At 45.1% G+C, this 20,240-nt stretch carries 17 protein-coding genes; 9 read left to right on the top strand and 8 right to left on the bottom strand.

What is annotated here, in order from left to right; translation table 11 throughout:
* The first annotated feature begins 15 nt into the window (after positions 1 to 15).
* The 7 genes from MSG33_RS15345 (at position 16) to MSG33_RS15315 (ending at position 9,247) form a co-directional block, all read left to right on the top strand.
* A complete protein-coding gene (locus tag MSG33_RS15345; protein WP_248381389.1) occupies positions 16 to 3,108 on the top strand; it encodes a tetrathionate reductase subunit A in 3,093 nt (1,030 codons plus the stop codon).
* A 164-nt stretch (positions 3,109 to 3,272) separates the two neighbouring features.
* Positions 3,273 to 3,884, top strand: coding sequence for a c-type cytochrome (locus MSG33_RS15340; RefSeq protein ID WP_248381388.1), 612 nt, complete (start codon positions 3,273 to 3,275; stop codon positions 3,882 to 3,884).
* A gap of 8 nt (positions 3,885 to 3,892) precedes the next feature.
* Positions 3,893 to 4,945 (top strand): c-type cytochrome, encoded by a 1,053-nt coding sequence (locus MSG33_RS15335; protein ID WP_248381387.1) that lies wholly within the window; start codon positions 3,893 to 3,895, stop codon positions 4,943 to 4,945.
* A 305-nt stretch (positions 4,946 to 5,250) separates the two neighbouring features.
* Complete coding sequence (locus MSG33_RS15330) at positions 5,251 to 6,582, top strand: paraquat-inducible protein A (RefSeq protein WP_046874435.1); 1,332 nt, start codon at positions 5,251 to 5,253, stop codon at positions 6,580 to 6,582.
* Complete coding sequence (gene pqiB, locus MSG33_RS15325) at positions 6,575 to 8,221, top strand: intermembrane transport protein PqiB (RefSeq protein ID WP_145473695.1); 1,647 nt, start codon at positions 6,575 to 6,577, stop codon at positions 8,219 to 8,221. The genes MSG33_RS15330 and pqiB overlap by 8 nt, the downstream gene beginning before the upstream one ends.
* The gene (locus MSG33_RS15320; protein ID WP_124008334.1) at positions 8,221 to 8,799 is read left to right on the top strand and encodes an ABC-type transport auxiliary lipoprotein family protein; all 579 of its coding nucleotides are present in this window, start codon (positions 8,221 to 8,223) and stop codon (positions 8,797 to 8,799) included. Before pqiB ends, MSG33_RS15320 begins: the two co-directional genes overlap by 1 nt.
* A gap of 208 nt (positions 8,800 to 9,007) precedes the next feature.
* Entirely contained in the window at positions 9,008 to 9,247 is a 240-nt protein-coding gene (locus MSG33_RS15315; RefSeq protein WP_005397103.1) for a hypothetical protein, read from the top strand.
* 64 nt (positions 9,248 to 9,311) lie between these two features.
* Here MSG33_RS15315 and MSG33_RS15310 read toward each other — a convergent pair whose 3' ends face one another.
* From MSG33_RS15310 to sohB, 8 genes are all read right to left on the bottom strand, one after another.
* Complete coding sequence (locus tag MSG33_RS15310; protein ID WP_248381386.1) at positions 9,312 to 11,150, bottom strand: extracellular solute-binding protein; 1,839 nt, start codon at positions 11,148 to 11,150, stop codon at positions 9,312 to 9,314.
* A 497-nt stretch (positions 11,151 to 11,647) separates the two neighbouring features.
* Entirely contained in the window at positions 11,648 to 12,349 is a 702-nt protein-coding gene (gene pyrF, locus MSG33_RS15305; RefSeq protein WP_248381385.1) for an orotidine-5'-phosphate decarboxylase, read from the bottom strand.
* 83 nt (positions 12,350 to 12,432) lie between these two features.
* A complete protein-coding gene (lapB, locus tag MSG33_RS15300; protein WP_005376665.1) occupies positions 12,433 to 13,608 on the bottom strand; it encodes a lipopolysaccharide assembly protein LapB in 1,176 nt (391 codons plus the stop codon).
* 18 nt (positions 13,609 to 13,626) lie between these two features.
* The gene (locus MSG33_RS15295; protein ID WP_005397112.1) at positions 13,627 to 13,923 is read right to left on the bottom strand and encodes a lipopolysaccharide assembly protein LapA domain-containing protein; all 297 of its coding nucleotides are present in this window, start codon (positions 13,921 to 13,923) and stop codon (positions 13,627 to 13,629) included.
* A 264-nt stretch (positions 13,924 to 14,187) separates the two neighbouring features.
* Positions 14,188 to 14,469, bottom strand: a complete 282-nt coding sequence (ihfB, locus tag MSG33_RS15290; RefSeq protein ID WP_005385816.1) for an integration host factor subunit beta — start codon at positions 14,467 to 14,469, stop codon at positions 14,188 to 14,190.
* 213 nt (positions 14,470 to 14,682) lie between these two features.
* Complete coding sequence (gene rpsA, locus MSG33_RS15285; RefSeq protein WP_005385817.1) at positions 14,683 to 16,353, bottom strand: 30S ribosomal protein S1; 1,671 nt, start codon at positions 16,351 to 16,353, stop codon at positions 14,683 to 14,685.
* Positions 16,354 to 16,463: 110 nt separating this feature from the next.
* Positions 16,464 to 17,144, bottom strand: coding sequence for a (d)CMP kinase (gene cmk, locus MSG33_RS15280; RefSeq protein WP_005397113.1), 681 nt, complete (start codon positions 17,142 to 17,144; stop codon positions 16,464 to 16,466).
* A 208-nt stretch (positions 17,145 to 17,352) separates the two neighbouring features.
* Positions 17,353 to 18,414, bottom strand: coding sequence for a protease SohB (sohB, locus tag MSG33_RS15275; protein ID WP_005385819.1), 1,062 nt, complete (start codon positions 18,412 to 18,414; stop codon positions 17,353 to 17,355).
* Between the two features lie 254 nt (positions 18,415 to 18,668).
* Here sohB and MSG33_RS15270 point away from each other — a divergent pair, with 254 nt between their 5' ends.
* On the top strand, positions 18,669 to 19,415 hold the full coding sequence (locus MSG33_RS15270; RefSeq protein WP_046874431.1) for a YciK family oxidoreductase: 747 nt from the start codon (positions 18,669 to 18,671) through the stop codon (positions 19,413 to 19,415).
* Between the two features lie 129 nt (positions 19,416 to 19,544).
* Complete coding sequence (gene imuA, locus MSG33_RS15265; protein ID WP_248381384.1) at positions 19,545 to 20,237, top strand: translesion DNA synthesis-associated protein ImuA; 693 nt, start codon at positions 19,545 to 19,547, stop codon at positions 20,235 to 20,237.
* The last annotated feature ends 3 nt before the right edge of the window (positions 20,238 to 20,240 follow it).

The following is a 20,240-nucleotide window of genomic DNA, read 5'->3' as shown; positions in this document are numbered from 1 at the left end:
AAAGAGGATTTCATTATGGATAACAAACGCCGTCAGTTTTTGAAATCAGGCATTGCAGTGGGTGGGCTTGGCGCATTCGCTGCGGGTTACGCCACCACCACCAAACATATGGTCGAAGGTGCGCTCGAAGGCACCGCTGGAGAAAAAACGCGTGATATTCACCACGGTAACTCGCTTGAACCAGAATACACGGTCAACAACAAAGGCAACCTGATCCCGAATCCAAATCAGCGCGTTGCGCCATCCATGTGCTTTGGTTGTTGGTCACTGTGCGGGTTGCGTGTGCGCATTGATAACCGCAACGACGAGATTTTGCGTATTACTGGCAACCCATATCACCCACTCTCTCATCAGCAACACATTCCGTTCGAAACGCCAGTCAAAGATGCTTATTTAAGTTTGGCAGGAGAAGCGGGCCTTGAAGGTCGCTCCACCGCCTGCGCACGTGGAAACGGGATGCTAGAAATTCGCAACAGTCCGTACCGCATCACTCAACCGCTGAAACGAGTTGGCAAACGCGGCGAAGGAAAATGGATTCCGATCAGCTACGAGCAATTGATAGAAGAAGTCGTTGAAGGTGGTGATTTATTTGGTGAAGGCCATGTTGATGGCTTGCGCGACATTCGCGATTTAACAACGCCCATTGATCCTGAAAACCCAGAATATGGCCCGAAAGCCAACCAACTGTTAATGACCAACGCCGGTAACGAAGGCCGAGACGACATCTTCAAGCGCTTCGCGTTCAACAGCTATGGTACGCGAAACTTTGGGCATCATGGCTCTTACTGCGGCTACGCATTTCGTGCTGGCAGCGGCGCATTTATGAATGATTTGGATAAATTTGCCCATTTAAAACCAGACTTCGATAATGCCGAATACATCATCTTTATTGGTATGTCGCCTGCTCAAGCTGGCAACCCTTTTAAGCGTCAGGCGCGTCAACTCGCCAATGCGCGAACAGAAGGTTGCTTGGAATACACCATCATCACGCCAAGTTTGCCTGCGGGTTCATCGAGCTTGGCGGCAGGTGACAATAACCGCTGGGTACCAATCAAACCAGGCACCGACTCTGCCCTCGTGCTTGGCATGATCCAGTGGATTATCGAAAACCAACGCTACAACAAAACCTTCTTAGCGCAGCCGGGGGCAAACGCGATGAAGCGAGCCGGCACCGCGCACTGGTGTAATGCTACGCATCTCGTGATAAGCGATGAGCAGCACCCGAGAAACGGCACGTTTTTACGCGCGTCGGATTTGAATCTGCCATTCGAAGGCGAAGCGTTGTCTGACTCCGATCCGTACGTCATCGTGGATGATCAAAGCGGCGAATTTGGTGTTCATACCCAGACAGGGGAAGCGGCACTGTTTGTCGATAAAACGGTTTCGCTTGCATCAGGCGAAGTGCGAGTAAAATCTTCCCTGCAAAGACTCAAAGAAGAGGCGTTTAAATACAGCCTTGAGTTCTACAGCCAACAATGTGAGATTCCTGTCGAACAAATTGTTGAACTAGCAAAGCGCTTCACCAGTTACGGAACAAAAGCGGTAGTCGATACCCACGGTGGCAACATGCACACCAATGGGTTCTATAACTCGTTTACCATCATGATGCTCAATGCGTTGATTGGAAACATCAACATGAAAGGCGGAGCGATGGCGAAAGCGGGTGGCTACCCAACTTCCGCTGCGGGTCCTCGTTACGACTTCACCAAGTTTGCTGGCAAAGTCGGCCCGAGAGGTGTCTTTCTATCGCGCAGTAAATTCCCATACCACAAGACCAGCGAATACAAACGTCGCGTTGAGGCAGGTGAATCCCCTTACCCAACTCGCGCCCCTTGGTATCCGTTTGCCGCGCCACTGCTGACTGAGCATCTGTCTGCGGCTATTGATGGTTATCCATACCGCGTTAAAGCGTGGATCAACCACATGGCGAACCCAATGTATGGTGTACCCGGTTTGAAAACGCTGCTGGAAGATAAGCTTAAAGATCCAAAACAACTCGGTTTGATTGTGTCTGTTGATGCGTTCATTAACGAAACCACCGCGTTATCGGATTACATTGTGCCAGACACCGTTACTTACGAAAGCTGGGGCATGGCAACGCCTTGGCACGATGTTCCAGTGAAAACCGTCACCGCTCGTTGGCCGATTGTGGAAGCGCGAACAGAGAAAACCGCCGACGGTCGCTCGATTTGCTTAGAGAACTTTCTGATTGATGTCGCTAAGAAAATGCAACTAGGCGGCTTTGGTGACAACGCAATTCAAGATGCACAAGGCAACTGGCACGCTCTCCATCGCGCCGAAGATTTCTATTTGCGAGCTGCGGCAAACTTGGCTTATGTGAAAGGCGGCGTGCCTGAAGTTTCGGCAGAAGACATTGCATGGTCAGGCTTAGAGCGTTTAATGCCAGCGATGCAGAAGACGCTGACAGCGGATGAGATGAAACGTGTGGCGTTTATTTTTGCTCGCGGTGGACGCTTTGAAAATGCCAGCGAAACGTATCAAGGTCAGCAGATGAAGCATAAATGGACACGACCAGTTGCGATATGGAATGAACGTGTCGGCAGCGCAAGAAACACCATGACCGGTGATTTCTACACGGGTTGCCCAACATGGCATCCACAAAAACTGGCCGACGGCACACCAATGGAAGACCAGTTCCCAAGCTCAGAATGGCCTTTCAGCCTGACGAACTTTAAATCCAACATTCACAGTGCGGTATCCAACCTATCGCCAAGGTTGAACTCGATCAAAGGCGTAAACCCAGTGTACATCCATCCAATCGATGCCGAGCGCTCAGGCATTAAAACGGGTGATGAGTTTGTTATCGAGACTCCATCTGCAAGCACCAACGCACTTGCGATGATAGTCAGCGGAATTCGCCCTGGCACACTCGGATTTGAACATGGGTTTGGTCATACCGAGCTAGGACAACGCTCGCACTGGATCGGCGATAAACAGCAACCAGTAAAAACTCGCAGCCAAGATGGAGTCAACATTAACGACATCGGATTAATTGACCCAACCCGAGAAGGGAAAGGCGTGTTGTTAGATTGGGTGGTAGGAGCCGCTGCTCGCCAATCATTACCAGCCAAAATCCGCAAAGCTTAGTAGACAACCAAACCTGAAGAGCTGCCATTTAGCAGCTCTTCACATCCTCTAAATATGTGGAAATCCACAATACCTTTAGTTATTGACAAAGCCGACAATACAGAACCCAAGTCACTATCACAGTAGACACTTGGAGATATTAATAACAATTAAAGTGAGTCAGCATGTCAAAAATACTACCTGTGGTGACGGCCTGTTTGCTGGCAACCACAATGGGCGCAAGCGCCTCGTCTATTCCTGAAAAAGCCAGCGTGTGCAGCGGTTGTCACGGCCAAGATGGTATGGGTCAACCAAACATTGCGCCTATGATTGCCGGTCTGAACGCGAATTATCTCAACACCCAAATAGAACTCTTCCTTAGTGGCGAACGCCAAAATGTGGTCATGCAAGGCATGGCGAAGGAACTCAGCGATCCCGCAGACCGTAAGGAAGTTATGGAGTACTTTGCTAACCTCCCGAGCTATGAGTTCACGAATCCAGAACAACGCGGCGACCAAGCTGATATTCGTAACCCTTATCGTAAATTAATTTTCCAAGGCGATTGGGATAGAAACATTCCAGCTTGCGCGACTTGTCATGGAGCCAGCGGTATGGGCGTCGACAAGTTCCCTCGCCTCGCAAGCCAACATGCTGATTACTTAAAAACGCAATTGATGGCATGGAAAAACGGCACTCGCAGTGGCGACCCGCTCAATATGATGGGGACCATCGCAAAAAATCTCACTGACAAAGAGATCGAAAATCTTGCTTACTACTTTGCCTCATTACGTTACTAGGAGCAGTCATGAAACGTTTCTATTCTTTGTTCGCACTGCCTTTCATTTCTACGCTCGTACTAGCTAACGATCCATTACCGGACCGCCAGAAAGAGCTACCTGCGATAGAAAAAGAAAAGCACGGTGAATACTTAAAACCGCGTGATCTCAGCACAATTCCAAACACCGCATTTGGTGAGCAAGTAAAACGTGGTTACTCGCTCTTTGTTAACTCACAACAAATGCGCGGAAAATACGTTGGCAACGAACAAAACTGTGTCAATTGCCATATGGAGGCAGGACGAAAAGCAAACGCTGCGCCACTGTGGGCGGCTTACATGGCATACCCGGCATATCGTAAGAAAAACGATCGCGTAAACAGCTATGCAGACCGTATCCAGGGTTGTTTCGAGTATTCCATGAACGGTAAAGCGCCCGCTTACGATTCGCCAGAAATTGTTGCCCTTAGTGTTTACGCCTACTGGTTAGCGATGGGCGGCTTGCTTGACAAACATGGTATGGCGGATGAACCCATTCCAGAGCTAGACGCAAAAGCGTTGCAAATTGGTGGAAAAGCAAAAGACTTCCCGTTGCCCGAAGCCATCGCACAAGCATTACCAATTGAAAAACGAGGTAATCTCTCTGGGCGTGGCTACCCAAAAATCAACGCCCCTGAGCAAGAACCATCAATAGAGCGAGGGGCATTAGTCTACGAAAAGAACTGCGAAACTTGCCATCGCGCCGACGGCTCGGGTATCAAAGGCACCGACGGCCATTCATACATTCCTCCGCTTTGGGGCGAATTTGCGTATAACTGGGGTGCAGGTATGCACCGGATTAACACCGCGGCCTATTTTATTTACGAAAACATGCCGCTTGGGAAAAGTGTCCAGTTAAGCAAACAAGAAGCGTGGGATGTCGCGGCATACGTCAATAGCCACGAACGCCCACAAGATCCTCGATTTAAAGGCAACGTGGCCGCAAACGCAGAGAGATATCACCAACATCAAGGCTATTACGGAAAAACAATTAGTGGAAAGCAAGTTGGATCGAATGCTTTCAAGAGCGGAACCGTCGAGTAAAAAACAACCGTTCATCTTAAATACCAGTGCTCCCACCTCCCTGCTCACGTTCTCTGAGCAGGGTTGTTTTACTCTCCTGAAGCAATTCACTTACCCTCTCCAAACCAGCAACGTTAAGTGGTTTTCGGCTTCCAACATACCAATCTTCGCAGTAAAATAATGCGCCAAACGCGACTTTGTTTATATCTTAGAGCTTCCATATACTATGGTGCCAAAAGTAAGAAACTCGTAAACTCCTGAATCAAAACAAGCGTGTCTAATTAAAAAAGAGTATTCTTAGGACAAATGAATCCAAAACCTACCCGATGAGTATTCAACCTAATTCCCGTCAGTTAATTTCATGCGAAGAGTGCGGCCTTGTTGTTCGTATTCCCGATATCGATCAAGGGCAAAAAGCTCAATGTCCTCGATGCGCGCATTCTCTGACAAAAGTGAATGCTAAGCCCTATCAAAGCGTGATCGCCATTTCATCGGCATGTTTGATCATGTTGGTGTTAAGCATTTCTTTCCCTTTTATGTCGTTCAGTGTGCAAGGGCTATCGCAAGAAATCACCTTATTGCATGCAGCCAAAATGCTGGCTGAATTTCAAAATGTACTTTTAGGTGTGTTGCTTCTCGCAACGGTCGTCGTATTGCCTGCTATCTATGTCGGTCTCATTCTCTTTCTTCATCTCGAAGCATTAAAAGCGCGTAAACATACGCCATCCAAAAAACAGCAACGGATGGCGAAAGTTTTATGTCGCCTTCTGTTTCGAGTCGAACCCTGGCTGATGGTCGATGTATTCTTGATTGGCGTATTAGTCAGCTTAATTAAAATCGCTTCTCTGGCAGACATTGGAATGGGGACTTCATTCTGGGCGTTCTGCGTTTATACCGTACTGGTAGTCAAATGTATTTCTATGGTTGACAAAAGTTGGCTCTGGGGACACTTCATTCCAGCCATCGTGCTGCCCGATGTAAATGAGGGCGATACACACCATAACCACAACCATATTGGTTGCCATACATGTCACCAACTCAACCCAATTGAAGCGAAAAAGCACCAATACTGCATTCGTTGTAAAAGCCCTATTCATAAATACAACCCAGCAGATAATTTACAAAAAGCTTGGGCGCTTTTGTTTGCGTCAGTCATTTTCTATATCCCCGCGAACCTTTATCCAATGATGTATACCGTAAGCCTTGGACATTCAGAAGGTTCAACTATCATGGAAGGGGTAATACTGCTTTGGCATTTAGGTTCTTACCCTATTGCGATGGTAATTTTCTTTGCTAGCGTATTCATTCCAATGGCGAAAATGCTGGCACTCGCGTGGCTGTATTACAATGCGCAAAAAGCGCGATATCTTCCTCCTAAAGAAAGTATTTCACGCTTAAAGATATACCGCTTAACTGAGTTTATTGGTCGTTGGTCCATGATCGATATCTTTGTCGTAGCCATCTTAGTTGCACTGGTTCAGTTGCAAAACTTAATGGCGATTTATCCAGGCCCTGCTGCGCTCTCTTTCGCGGCAGTGGTCATTTTCACTATGCTTTCTGCAATGATATTTGACTCACGTTTGTTGTGGCAGTTGCCACAAAACGAAGTGCAGGAGCCGATTTCTGACAACTTAAACGAGAAAGCCAAATATGAGTGATGAGAACAACGTAACCGCTCAAATAAAACCGCAAAAGCAGATTTCTGCGATCTGGATTGTACCGATCCTTGCGCTAGCCATGGGAGCGTGGATGCTGTTCCAATACATCAACAGTACAGGCCCACAAATTACTCTCCAACTGCCAACCGCAGATGGGATTGAGGTTGGTAAAACCGAGATCCGAGCATTGAATGTTAAAGTCGGTCTGATTACCGAAGTTACTCTCAGTGAAAACTACGATCACATCATCGCTAAGGCGCAGATGAATAAAGACGCGAAGCGCATGCTGCGAGATGACACCATGTTCTGGGTGGTGAAGCCTCGTATTGGCCGTGATGGTGTTTCAGGTTTAGAGACCTTGCTCTCTGGCGCTTATATCCAACTTCAGCCGGGTAAATCTAAAGTAGAAAAGGAGCACTTTACAGTATTAGATGTACCACCAGTCGCTTCTCCTGATGCAGAAGGCCTACGTCTTGTGTTAACACACCGCGAAGCTGGCAAACTAGGTGTTGGGGACCCGGTTATTTATAAAGGCTTTACCGTTGGTCGTGTAGAGAAAACCAGCTTTGATGTTGATACTCGCAAGGCGCTGTATCAACTCTTTATTTTCAAACCTTATGACAGCTTAGTGCGCACTCGTACTAAGTTTTGGCTGAATTCTGGTGTTGATTTACAGCTCAATGCCGAAGGGTTTGAAGTTAAGTTTGGCTCGCTAGAGAGCATGCTAACGGGTGGCGTTACCTTCGATACCGTTCCAGGTCTTGAGTCCGGCGAACTACTCACAGAAGACATGGTTAACTTCCGCTTGTACGATGATATTAAGCAGCTGAGAGAAGGCATGTACGATGACTACATTGAGTTCGTCATGTTATTTGATGAATCGGTACGTGGCTTAAAAGCGAATGCGCCTGTTGAGTACCGCGGTCTTCGTATCGGTACCGTGACGAGAGTACCGATGCGTTTACCAACACCAGAAGAAAACTTCTCTGCGAAAAAAATTCCTGTTTTGGTGCGCGTTGAGCTCGGTCGAGTGTACGGAGATTTAGAATCCCAATCTTTATCTATGTTCAAAGAGAAGTTGAAGGAAGAGTTTGCTCGCGGTCTCCGTGGCACCTTAAAGACTGGTAACTTGTTAACTGGCGCGCTTTATATTGATGCAGACTTTTATCCTAATGATGATCAGTACGTTCCAAGTGAATTTGAAGGTTTAGATGTATTTCCAACCATGCGTGGTGGTTTTGCCCAAGTTCAGCGCCAAGTTAATGACTTCCTAAATAAGATTAATAGCTTACCAATGGAAGAAACGCTTAACTCTCTCAATTCAACGTTAAAAACGTCGGAAAAGACGTTGGCGTCGGCAGAACGTGTCGCGGACAGTATTGATAAACTGTTAAATCAAAAAGAGACGCAAGAGATCCCAACAGATATTCGCCAAAGCTTGCAGCAGTTGCAAAAAACACTCGATGGTTATGGACCAAACTCAACCATGTACAATGAAATGGAAGCCACGCTCAAAGAACTAGAAAGCGTGATGACAGAGTTTAAACCCGTACTTAAACAGCTAAACGAAAAGCCAAACTCTCTCGTGTTTGGAGAAGATGAAATCAGTGACCCAATCCCAGTTAAAGGCCAAAACTAATGAAACGAGTATTCTTTTTGTCTATCGCGCTATTTGTCGGTCTAACGGGTTGCAGTAGCACTCCAGAAACTAAAGGAGCTTTGTACCTTCTACCTAAGGCGGAACCAGTGACGCTGAGCTCTTCTGATATCTCACAGCGCCCTACTTTAGTTGTTCGTCCAGTAAAACTGGCAAGTTATTTAAACGATAGTGGTATCGTTTACCGAACCTCTGAGACTCAAGTTATCCAGGCAAGAAACAATCAATGGGCGCATAGTATTTCCGAGCAAATCACTCAGAGAGTCGTCACAGAACTACGCCACAAACAGACTCATTACTGGCCGACTGAAATGAACAACCTGTTGGATCAAAATGGTGAAGCCAAACTACAGCTTACGTTAAATAAATTTAATGGTAGCTACAAAGGCAATATCGAAATTGAGGGGGAATGGTTACTCATTAATGCTGAAGGTAAGGTAGAAAAGAGTGCACCAATACAAATCTCTCAGCCTCTACAGGACGAAGGCTATGGAGCACTTGTCGACGCACTGTCCGTCGGGTTGGAAAAACTGACTTCGGAGATTGCCCAAAAAATCTAAGAGCGATGTTAATTACAGGGAAGCAAGTCGCTTCCCTTTTTTGTACTGCAAGAAGTTTTTTCGATCGAAATAGATGTAGATAATCAAGCGAGACAAATTGATCTTAGTCAGACTGCAATCCGTTCTTTGGTGCTACTCTACGGCAAAATATAAAGCCCCATCCTATGACCTTATGTAGAGGTCTTGTTGATAAGGTTCTTGAGTAGCAATGTCGATTAACATTTCCGATTTAACCACCGCCCTAAATAAGGTGGAGCATATTCATAAAGTTCAACTTGAAAATGTGCATCAGTTCTTTAAAGCAAACGAAGCTTTCTCGGTAAAAACGTTCAGCCAACTTATATCTAGTGACTCACTTGATGAGCGATTTAAAACCATCGACAAGGCCTTCTCTTTGCTTGGTGATGTGAAAACCTACCTTTTAGAAGCGTCTTACTTAGTTAAGTAAAAATAAAAAAGCCCCTGTAACTTAATTACCGGGGCTTTCATTTTATCGCCGCTAAGTTGTGGAGTTACAACTTGTAGCGATCATCAATGACCGTTGTCTCTGGGAAGGTTTTACCCTCGTCCATCGCTTCCTCAGTCTCTTCTTTTACTTTGCTATCGATCCAGAAATTACCAATATCCATTGGATGAAGCACCCATTCTGTCGCTTTTGTCATGCCATCTTTAGGAATTTTAACCCAGCGCCAGTGTGCAACTCGAGAATAAGGCACCATGTATCCAGGAACGATGATATTCGCTTTGCTGACATAGTTTTGGATTTGATGCGATAAATCGTAACGCTTCTCCTGATCAAACTCAGAGTCATAAGCTTCAATCAACTGGTCCAGCTCAGGGCTGCTGTAGTTGGTGTGGGCATTCGTTTGTGGTCGATTCGCATTATCCGAGTGTAGATATTCCCAATACGCAGGAATCTCACCAGAACCCATATTCAAGAACGCTAACTGATGCTTTTTCTCAAGAATGTATTTAAACGCAGATGAACCATCAACCAAGTTTAACGTGAACTCAAGACCAGCAAGTTTCGCTTGCTCTTTCAAGTACGCAATACGCGGTGTCCAAGAGTTGTATCCATAGGTGATAGCAAAGCTCAAGCGTTGGCCCTTGTCATTGACACGAATACCATCTGCGCCAACTTTGTCAAAGCCTGCTTTTTCGAAATGTTTAACCGCCGCATCGGCATCAAACTTAGGCGGTGTATTGTTAGGATCATCGTATTCGCCATGACCAAAGCCGAGTCCATGCGGCTTGCGTGAATAATCCCCACGCATGATATTTTCAATCATGCCGTCATAGTCAGTAGCTGCCATAACGCCTTTGCGCACTTCTAGGTTATCCAACATCGGCATCGCGGTGTTCATCCAAAGGCCACCAGCGCCTTGTGGTGCTTCGTTAAAGCCCCAGTACTTTTGGATATAGCCTTTTTTGTACACATCACTATCGGTTTTGTCATGCCAAAAGCTTGGTAGCACCATCTCAAAGTAATCTAAGTTACCTTTTTCAAAGTGCTTCATGGCAATATCAGGATCGCGAATCACCTTAATGCGGACTTTTTCTACGTTGTAACGGTTTTTATAGTAGCGGTTGTTATACCCCCACCAATCTTCGCCCACGTGTTTGAATGTCACGCTCTTACCTTTCTTCACTTTATCAATGTAGTAAGGCGCCGCAGTTGGCTCAGATTTAAAGTTGAACTTTCTGACGAAGTTATCAGGCATGCCATCGTTATTTACGTCCTTTTCTCCTTCAAAGAAGTGTTCCGGACGAGGCTGAAAACCATTACTCGGCATGTTAATCATAACCATGAGCGAGTCATGACTTTGAGCTACAGCAAGATTGACTTTGATCGTGTAGTCGTCAATTTTTTCAACACCAACAACGCTGTTCGTGAAAAAGTCGTTGTACCACGGGTCGATAATGTCTTTTGACGTGTAGTACTTCATCATAAAGACGTAATCATCTGCCGTAATTTTTTCACCATCTGACCACTCGGCCGTTTCATCAAGCTTAAAGAATACGGTTTTGTTGTCCTCTCCAAATGCCCATGACTTAGCAAGTTGGGGGATCCATTTACCAGTGTTTGGATGACGCTGAGCAAGCTTTGGTGAACCATCCATTAAATATTGGCGCAAACCGGAGTTCGCATCTGGACCAACACTTCGTAATGTCTGAGGAAAGCTCTGAATGTAAGTACGATAAGTACCACCTCGTACCGCTTCTTCAGAGGCGAACAGAGGTTCATTGTTATTTGAAATCCATTCTATATCAGCAGGTAGCTCTGCCGCACTCAGTTGAAAACTGGCAGCGGTCAGTGTTGCAAGTACTGAAAATGGCAGTTTTTTAGTCATGTTTCTTCCTTGTTGTGTTTGCGATTAAGGTCGTAGCAAGGAAGACGGCGTGTGAAAGCTGCAAATAGAAAATACGCAGATAGGAAATAATAGGAGCGTAATATGAAGTGACTTCCTGCCAGCTTCTATATTAATTTCAAAGAGTTTCACTAGGTCATCCTAGACCTTACAACGCAGTGAATGCATCTTCGCCATAGTATTCTTTAGGCTTTTGTAACGCAAGTCATCAATAATACATGGTCGCATTTTCTATGCATCACAGTGAGTTATGTTACAAAAGTGTGATCGATATAGTACCAAGCCCTACTTTTCTCATAATAAACCGTAGAACCTTTATCCGAATAAGCTCCCCCCTACACCAATTAAAGCAAGCAAGTAAGCGAGCAGATATAACTGGTTAAAATGAGCAGTTACTTACTACGGTTGGTATTTTTATTAGATACAAAAAAGGTGAGGCATCACAGCCTCACCTTTCTTTATACAATACAAGACTGTGCTTACATACTAGACAAGCTATCATTGATCGATTTCAACACTGCAGCAGGATCCACAGCTTGAGTAATTGGACGCCCAATAACAAGATAATCAGAGCCTGAATGAATAGCCTCTACTGGTGTCATGATACGGCGCTGGTCACCTTGCTCAGAGCCGGCAGGTCGGATTCCTGGTGTAACTAACTTAAAGTCTTGACCAAGTTCGCTCTTAAGCAATGAAGACTCTTGAGCTGAACATACGACACCATCTAAACCAGCGTTTTTGGTCAATGTCGCCAGACGAATAACTTGATCCTGAGGCGCAATGTTCAAACCAATACCCGCTAAATCACCTTGTTCCATACTGGTTAGTACCGTTACTCCAATCAGAAGTGGGCGATCTTTACCGTATGGCTCAAGAATTTCACGTGATGCCGTCATCATGCGCTCACCACCGCTCGCATGCACATTCACCATCCAAACCCCTAATTCCGCGGCTGCGCGGACCGCCTTAGAACACGTATTTGGAATATCGTGAAATTTCAAATCCAGGAAGACTGAGAAACCACGTTTGTGGAGTTCACGTACGAAATCAGGACCAAATAGCGTAAACATTTCCTTGCCAACTTTTAGGCGACATGACGCAGGATCAATTCTATCTACAAACGCAAGTGCGTCTGCTTGGTTATCATAATCCAGTGCGACAATAACTTTTTGGTCGATCATTTCATCTCCTAACTATTTTGGTTCTTATTAAATAAAAAGTTAAAAAAATGCAGCGGACAGAAACTCTGTCAGCTGCATTAAAATTATTCACCATCCAATCCGCGGATTGGCTTGATCGTCCCCCACCCTTTACAGGACGGGCAGTGCCAATAAAGGGAATGAGTAGAAAACCCACACTTCCGGCATCGGTAGTGTGGTTTCACTTTTAACTGTTCACCCACCATCGCTTGTAGCGTCGATAGACTGTCCTTCGCGCGACCGTCTTCTGCTTCTGCAATATGGTAGTCAATTAATCGATAAAAGCCCTTCATGGTTGGGTTTTTCAGCAGCTGTTTTGTCAGCAGCTCTTGTGCAGCCCCGACGTTCTCGTGGTGAGCAACCAACTGAGCCAACATTAACTCGGCTGATACGCCTGCTTTCTTATCAATACAAGCTCGCAGAAACTCTACAAGTTCATCTTCCTGGCCCAAATGATGGTAGCACTCTGCAATGGTTGGTAAGACATCGCTGATAAAGTCTTTGTCTTGCTCAAGCACACCCGTCAGGTATTTTATCGTGTGTTTATAATCTTCAGACTCTAGATAAATTCGTCCCAAAGCAATACTCGCTCGAACACACTTTGGGTCTTCTGCTAGGGCTTTTTTAAAGTGCTGTATTGCCTTATTAGTATTACCATCGGCTTGGTCGAGCATGGCAATTTCACACCAAAAATGAGCAATATTCGCACGCATTCTGGAGCGTTTATTACCCAACTTAGCCAATTGATTGGCGTAATAAATTGCTTTTTCCCATTCACGTGTTTGTTGGTAAATGGTTACTAATTGCTGAAGGGCCGCTTCTTTGTAATCTGGCTCTTCGACTAACTGTTCGAAGATTTTCTCTGCACGATCGAGAAAACCAGAGACCATGTAATCTTTCGCCAACTGTTGAAGTGCAAGATTCTTTTGATCCAGTGTTAAGCCAGAGCGAGAAATGAGATTTTGGTGAATTCGGATTGCGCGGTCGACTTCGCCACGAGACCGGAACAAATTACCCAACGCAAGGTGAGTATCGATTGTCTCGTTATCAACTTGGAGCAATTCAATAAAGTGATCAACAGCCTTATCTGATTGGTCAGAGAGCAGCAGATTAAGACCCGTCATATACTGACGAGAGATTTGATGAGATTGCTTCTGCTTGTCTTGCTGAGCGCTGCGATGCCCCATATACCAGCCATACGCAGCAGCTATAGGCAATAACAAGAAGAGTAGTTCAAGCATTAAAGTTAAGCCTTATCCTTATGCCTGTTTTTCGATGGCTGGCTTATCAGCAGGTTTGTTTGCATCTGTAGGTTCGTACTTTTTCAGTTTTTTCTTTAAACGACGAACTTGTAGCTGAGTTTTCAGCTGGATACTACCAAAGATAACCCACGCTAAAGCAAAGCCAACCACAAATACCACACCTAATAGTGTAGATAAGTGGAACTCTCCTTTGGCTAGAAGATAGTTAAAAGTCACGAGCTCTTGGTTTTGAGAACCTAACGCCAATGCAATTAAAAAGAGAGCTAAAACAGCAACGATTTTTATAATTTTCATTTACATCACCCTTCTAGGAGTAAGTCGGTAAGATTATGCAGGAAAATGCTTCTTCAGACTACGTATATTAGCAATAATCTATACCCAAGTAACCTCAAGATGCTTAGTTTGTAGACACGCCTAGAAGTTAAAGTTACTTGGGTATAGAAAGCTGCAAAGAAAACAGTCAGAACCAACAGCTCGCTTCGTAAACTGCTTGGATACATTACAAAAAAGCGGCATACACAAACGTATGCCGCTTTTTTTCAAACTAATAAGAGTGCGTTAGCCAATATTTACACGCTCACGAAGCTCTTTACCAGGTTTGAAATGTGGAACGTATTTACCTTCCAATTCCACTTTATCGCCCGTTTTAGGGTTACGACCTACGCGAGGCTCGCGGTAATGAAGAGAAAAACTACCAAAGCCACGGATCTCGATACGGTCACCGCTCTCTAGCGTAGAGGCCATGTGCTCTAAAATATCTTTTACAGCATCCTCTACCTCTTTCGCTGATAAGTGTGTTTGCTCAGCGCAGAGTCTTTCAATCAGTTCAGACTTAGTCATAGTTGCCCTCTTTGAGTATCTTTATCACTTATTATAGTAAGTAATACTAATTCCAACAAACACTTGCTGACAATTCTAGACAAATTTTATGCAAAATGCGCAATGAAGAAATGCCTTTTATTAAGATAGTTTACCGTCATTAGTATTACTACTTAAATATGCTCAAATATAAAAAAGGAGCCTTGCGGCTCCTTTTTTGCTTAAGCGAGTATATTATTCGCCTTTAGCAGCTTTGAAAGCGTCAGCCATTGCGTTACCGAATGCATTGTCATCTTGCTTGTTGATAGATGCCATTGCTTCTTGCTCGTCAGCTTCGTCTTTAGCTTTGATAGATAGGTTGATTACGCGGTTCTTACGGTCTACACCTGTGAACTTCGCTTCAACAACATCACCAGCGCTTAGGATTAGAGAAGCATCTTCTACGCGATCGCGAGATACTTCAGAAGCACGGATGTAACCTTCAACGCCTTCTGCGATTTCAACAGTAGCGCCTTTAGCGTCAACAGCAGTTACAGTAGCGTTAACTAGAACACCTTTCTTGTTGTCAGCAACGTAAGCATTGAATGGGTCGTTTTCCATTTGCTTGATGCCTAGAGAGATGCGCTCACGCTCAGCGTCTACTGCTAGAACAACTGCAGAGATCTCGTCGCCTTTCTTGTACTCACGTACAGCTTCTTCGCCAGCAACATTCCAAGAAATGTCAGATAGGTGAACTAGACCGTCGATGCCGCCTTCTAGACCGATGAAGATACCGAAGTCAGTGATAGACTTGATCTTACCAGTAACTTTGTCGCCTTTAGCTTGTGCTTCAGCGAATGACTGCCATGGGTTAGCTTTACACTGTTTCAGACCTAGAGAGATACGACGACGTTCTTCGTCGATTTCAAGAACCATAACCTCAACTTCGTCGCCAACATTAACAACTTTAGAAGGGTGGATGTTCTTGTTAGTCCAATCCATTTCTGAAACGTGAACTAGACCTTCAACGCCTTCTTCGATTTCAACGAAGCAGCCGTAGTCAGTTAGGTTAGTTACGCGACCAGTTAGTTTGTGACCTTCTGGGTAACGCTTAGCGATTGCTACCCATGGATCTTCGCCTAGTTGCTTAAGACCTAGTGATACGCGAGTACGCTCACGGTCGAACTTAAGAACTTTAACTTGGATCTCGTCACCAACGTTAACGATTTCAGATGGGTGCTTAACGCGCTTCCAAGCCATATCAGTGATATGTAGAAGACCGTCAACGCCACCTAGGTCAACGAACGCACCGTAGTCAGTAAGGTTCTTAACGATACCTTTAACTTCAGAACCTTCTTGTAGAGTTTCTAGAAGCTCGTCACGCTCAACGCTGTTTTCAGATTCGATAACAGCACGACGTGAAACAACTACGTTGTTACGTTTTTGGTCAAGTTTGATAACTTTGAACTCTAGCTCTTTGTTTTCTAGGTGAGCAGTGTCGCGGATTGGACGTACGTCTACTAGAGAGCCAGGAAGGAAAGCACGGATACCGTTTAGTTCAACAGTGAAACCGCCTTTAACTTTACCGTTGATGATACCAACAACAGTTTCAGCTTCTTCGTAAGCTTTCTCAAGTACGATCCAAGCTTCGTGACGCTTAGCTTTCTCACGAGAAAGTTGAGTTTCACCGAAACCATCTTCAACAGCGTCTAGAGCTACGTCTACTTCAGCGCCAACTTCAACTTCAAGTTCGCCAGCAGCGTTCTTGAACTGTTCAGCAGGGATAGCAGATTCAGACTTAAGACCAGCGTCAACAAGAACGAAACCGTTCTCGATAGCTACTACAGTACCTTTAACGATGCTGCCTTGTTGGAATTCTGTTTCGTTTAGAAACTCTTCAAAGAGTTGAGCAAAAGATTCAGTCATTTAGTTAATCTTCAATAAATTAAACTTCCACGGGTATCCTACCGCATGGGGTTATTAAATTCGCCAGTCATCATCCTTGCGACCAACGCTCTTAGTCTAGCCGAGTATCATTACTCAGCTAGCTTCGATTCGATATATTGTAGTGCCTTTTCTACTACTTCGTCGATAGTCATCGACGTAGAATCTAGCACAAGCGCATCCTCAGCAGGGCGTAGTGGCGCCACTGGGCGGTTACGATCTCGGTCGTCACGCTCTTGGATCTCGCTTAAAAGGTCAGCAAATTTAACATCTAACCCTTTCTCTTGCAACTGTTTAAGGCGTCGATTTGCACGCTCTTCTGCGCTCGCATCAAGGAAGATTTTCGCTTGTGCACTTGGGAATACAATTGTGCCCATATCACGACCATCAGCCACTAGGCCCGGAGCGGCTTCAAATGCACGCTGACGACGTAATAATGCTTCACGAACACGTGGCAGAGCCGCAACTTTAGATGCTGCCATACCCGTTTCTTCTTTGCGAAGCTCCCCTGACACATCTTCGCCTTCTAGAACGACCTTAACTAAGTCACCCTCTGCGATAAATTGAACGTCTAGGTGTGTTGCCAGTGGGACAAGTGCGTCTTCTGACTCTGTGTCGACACCGTGGTGAATCGCAGCGAGTGCAAGTACACGATAAATTGCGCCAGAATCTAAGAGTTGGAAACCCAACTTTTTCGCCAGCAACATACATAAAGTGCCTTTACCTGCACCACTAGGTCCATCTACGGTTACAACCGGAGTTTGAGAGGACATGTTCTTCTCCACCTATAGTTTCTTTTCAGCAATTTGCTCGGTTTTCGAGGCGCGCATTATACGGGTAATCGCCTTTTGGAGCGAGGAAAAATGTCGTGTAAAGCATTACACCTAATGCGCAATTGGATTCATCAATAAACATAAGGTTCAACAAAAACGGCGAGAGCTTCCACCCTCGCCGTTTCAAATGTCATGATCTTAGGTTCGATTAAACAATCGGTTTTTGACCACGCTCAGCTAACTTTAAGATCACACTGTCAGCAACTTTGCCCGCGACACCTGCTAGCTTGTCTGCCAGTTTTTTCTTCTGCACATAATGCACAGAAAGTACGGTTTTATCTTTGCATGCCGCAACAACGATATCATCAGATGTACTAATATCATCCACCAAACCAAGCTCTTTCGCTTGTGTACCGAACCAGTGCTCACCTGTAGCTACTTTGTCTAGGTCCAAACTAGGACGACGCTCGCGAATAAAGTCTTTAAACAAGACATGTGTTTCTTCAAGCTCTTGCTTAAACTTATCGCGCGCTTTATCGGTATTCTCACCAAACATCGTTAGCGTGCGTTTATATTCACCCGCGGTTAGTTGTTCGTATTCAATGTCATGTTTCTTCAACAGTTTGTTGAAGTTAGGAATTTGCGCGATAACGCCAATAGAGCCCACAATTGCAAACGGTGCAGAAACAATCTTATCTGCGACACATGCCATCATGTAACCGCCACTTGCCGCAACTTTGTCAACAGAGATGGTCAGAGGAAGACCCGCAGCTTTGATTCGGTCCAGTTGAGAAGAGGCAAGGCCGTAACCATGAACCATACCACCGCCAGATTCTAAACGAAGTAATACTTCATCACCTTCACGTGCGACAGCCAAAATAGCAGTGATCTCTTCACGTAGAGACGCGACTTCTTTTGCGTCTATGCTGCCGTTGAAATCAAGAACGAATAGGTGTGGTTCACGCTTGCTATCTAATGAACCGTCTTTGCTCGCTTGTTTGATCTCTTTTTCACGAGATTTGTTTTTCTCTTTCTCTTCTTTCTTGACCGCTTTATCTCGAGCCTTGATGAAAGCATCGTCATGCAAATGATGTTCTAACTGCTCAACAGATTGTTTGTGTTGCTCTGAAAGGTTGGTAATCTCTAACTCCCCTTTCGCCGCACCCGATTTGCCACCAGCCGATTTTGCAATAATGAGCAGAACAATTATCGCAGCAACCACCGTGATAATTTTGGCCAGAAACAGACCATAATCTAATAAAAATTCCAACGAGAGCTCCTTTATCTCATTTCAGATGACGTTAGTATGTTACGCAGAAACATCAGCGAGAAGGCAGCGCGGTTTGTAACCACTTGTTCTGATTGATAGCATACCTAACGAAAGTTCTGGAATTGGTATAACACATGAATTGGTGTATTGTAACCATCTTGTCACGATTACCAAGATTTTCCATTGAGAAACAGGCGTTTTTTAGCGTCAATTAACTATCATGGACCCTCTTACAATAATAAGGATTTATCGCCGTGAACTACTCCGTTTCAGCTGATGCTCTAAAAGGTAAAGTCATTCTTGTTACTGGCGCTGGTAATGGCATCGGCCGTCAAGCCGCGCTTTCTTATGCCGAGCACGGTGCAACTGTTATTCTCTTGGGTAGAAATGTGCAAAACCTTGAATCTATCTATGATGAGATTGAAGCAGCTGGCTACCCACAAGCTGCTATCATTCCTCTGGATCTCAAGGGTGCAACTAAGCAAAATTACATTGATATGGCAGAGACAATCGAAGGACAGTTTGGTCGTTTGGATGGCCTATTACACAACGCAGGTGTCTTGAGTTCGCTGTGTCCATTTGATCAAATCAAAGAGGAAGATTTCGACGATATCATGCAGATCAACGTGAAAGCAGAAGTGTTAATGACTCAAGCACTACTGCCTGTGATGCGTAAATCAGAAGCTGGGCGTATTATCTTTACCTCTTCGACCGTCGGCCACTCTGGTCGCGCTTTCTGGGGGCCATACGCTATCTCTAAATTTGCCGTAGAAGGCATGATGCAAGTTTTGGCTGACGAGCTGAGTGATACGCCGATCCGTGTTAACGCAATTAACCCTGGAGCAACTCGTACTCGCATGCGTGAAAAAGCATACCCGGGTGAAGATGCAAATACTCTCAAAACGCCATTGGATATCATGCCGCTATATTTGCACTTAATGGATCCAGCGGTTACCGATGTGAATGGTCAGTGCATCGACGCTCAACCGAAGCGTAAATAACTAATTCAGGTTACCTCACATAATCGATTGAAAAGGCAGCAAACGCTGCCTTTTTTCATTTCTCTCTTCATAAAAATCTTGCGACTTTCTGCCACAGAAATATACTGTACATATATACAGGTATTTATTATGCACGATATTATTCAGCACTTAAAAAGCCAGCACCTTGTTTGGCAAGCAAATTTAACGAAAACAGATCCTCAGCAGTTGCGGACTAGTTCCGGGTTTTCTGAATTAGATGATTTGCTCGGCGGAGGCTTTCCACCTCATGGCGTAGTGGAGATGGAATCTATTGGTAGTATTGGTGAATTGCGTTTGCTCGCTCCTTATTTAAAAGCCACCCAGACCAATGGTGTGACTGCATTTATTCAACCTCCCGCGTTAGTGAATTCTCTGTTCTTACACTACATCGGTTTGGATATAAACCAAGTGTGGGTCGTCACTCCAACTCACCCCAAAGATGCTCTTTGGGCTGCAGAGCAATGTCTGAAAAGTGGGGTATGCAGTAATGTTTTATTATGGCAAGAAGAGCTTGAAATACATCAAGTGAAACGCTTACAGGTAGCAAGTGAACAAGGGAGTTGCCCTCTCTTTATGCTTAAAACAGATACTACCAACCGCTTGTCTTTGCCTGTGTCACTCAGTTTAAAACTGAAAGGCGACGAGCAAGGGATTAATGTTGAAGTGCTGAAAAGGAAAGGAGGCTGGAATAGAGGTAGCGTTAGTATCGGCTTCCAACACCATTACCCGCAACTGGTGAAACCATCATCTGAAACTGTGCACTCGACTGTGGTCAATTTCCCACTGGCGAACCAAGGTTAGTGA

The organism is Vibrio sp. 1CM7H, assembly GCF_023161645.1.
In the GTDB taxonomy this organism is placed as follows: Bacteria; Pseudomonadota; Gammaproteobacteria; order Enterobacterales; family Vibrionaceae; genus Vibrio; species Vibrio diabolicus.
This window is presented reverse-complemented; position numbering and strand designations above follow the sequence as displayed.

Excerpts from the sequence above, each read along its gene's own strand:
- MSG33_RS15345 (WP_248381389.1), top strand. The coding sequence starts at position 16 with ATGGATAACAAACGCCGTCAGTTTTTGAAATCAGGCATTGCAGTGGGT.
- MSG33_RS15340 (WP_248381388.1), top strand. The coding sequence starts at position 3,273 with ATGTCAAAAATACTACCTGTGGTGACGGCCTGTTTGCTGGCAACCACA.
- MSG33_RS15335 (WP_248381387.1), top strand. The coding sequence starts at position 3,893 with ATGAAACGTTTCTATTCTTTGTTCGCACTGCCTTTCATTTCTACGCTC.
- MSG33_RS15330 (WP_046874435.1), top strand. The coding sequence starts at position 5,251 with ATGAGTATTCAACCTAATTCCCGTCAGTTAATTTCATGCGAAGAGTGC.
- pqiB (WP_145473695.1), top strand. The coding sequence starts at position 6,575 with ATGAGTGATGAGAACAACGTAACCGCTCAAATAAAACCGCAAAAGCAG.
- MSG33_RS15320 (WP_124008334.1), top strand. The coding sequence starts at position 8,221 with ATGAAACGAGTATTCTTTTTGTCTATCGCGCTATTTGTCGGTCTAACG.
- MSG33_RS15315 (WP_005397103.1), top strand. The coding sequence starts at position 9,008 with ATGTCGATTAACATTTCCGATTTAACCACCGCCCTAAATAAGGTGGAG.
- MSG33_RS15310 (WP_248381386.1), bottom strand. The coding sequence starts at position 11,150 with ATGACTAAAAAACTGCCATTTTCAGTACTTGCAACACTGACCGCTGCC.
- pyrF (WP_248381385.1), bottom strand. The coding sequence starts at position 12,349 with ATGATCGACCAAAAAGTTATTGTCGCACTGGATTATGATAACCAAGCA.
- lapB (WP_005376665.1), bottom strand. The coding sequence starts at position 13,608 with ATGCTTGAACTACTCTTCTTGTTATTGCCTATAGCTGCTGCGTATGGC.
- MSG33_RS15295 (WP_005397112.1), bottom strand. The coding sequence starts at position 13,923 with ATGAAAATTATAAAAATCGTTGCTGTTTTAGCTCTCTTTTTAATTGCA.
- ihfB (WP_005385816.1), bottom strand. The coding sequence starts at position 14,469 with ATGACTAAGTCTGAACTGATTGAAAGACTCTGCGCTGAGCAAACACAC.
- rpsA (WP_005385817.1), bottom strand. The coding sequence starts at position 16,353 with ATGACTGAATCTTTTGCTCAACTCTTTGAAGAGTTTCTAAACGAAACA.
- cmk (WP_005397113.1), bottom strand. The coding sequence starts at position 17,144 with ATGTCCTCTCAAACTCCGGTTGTAACCGTAGATGGACCTAGTGGTGCA.
- imuA (WP_248381384.1), top strand. The coding sequence starts at position 19,545 with ATGCACGATATTATTCAGCACTTAAAAAGCCAGCACCTTGTTTGGCAA.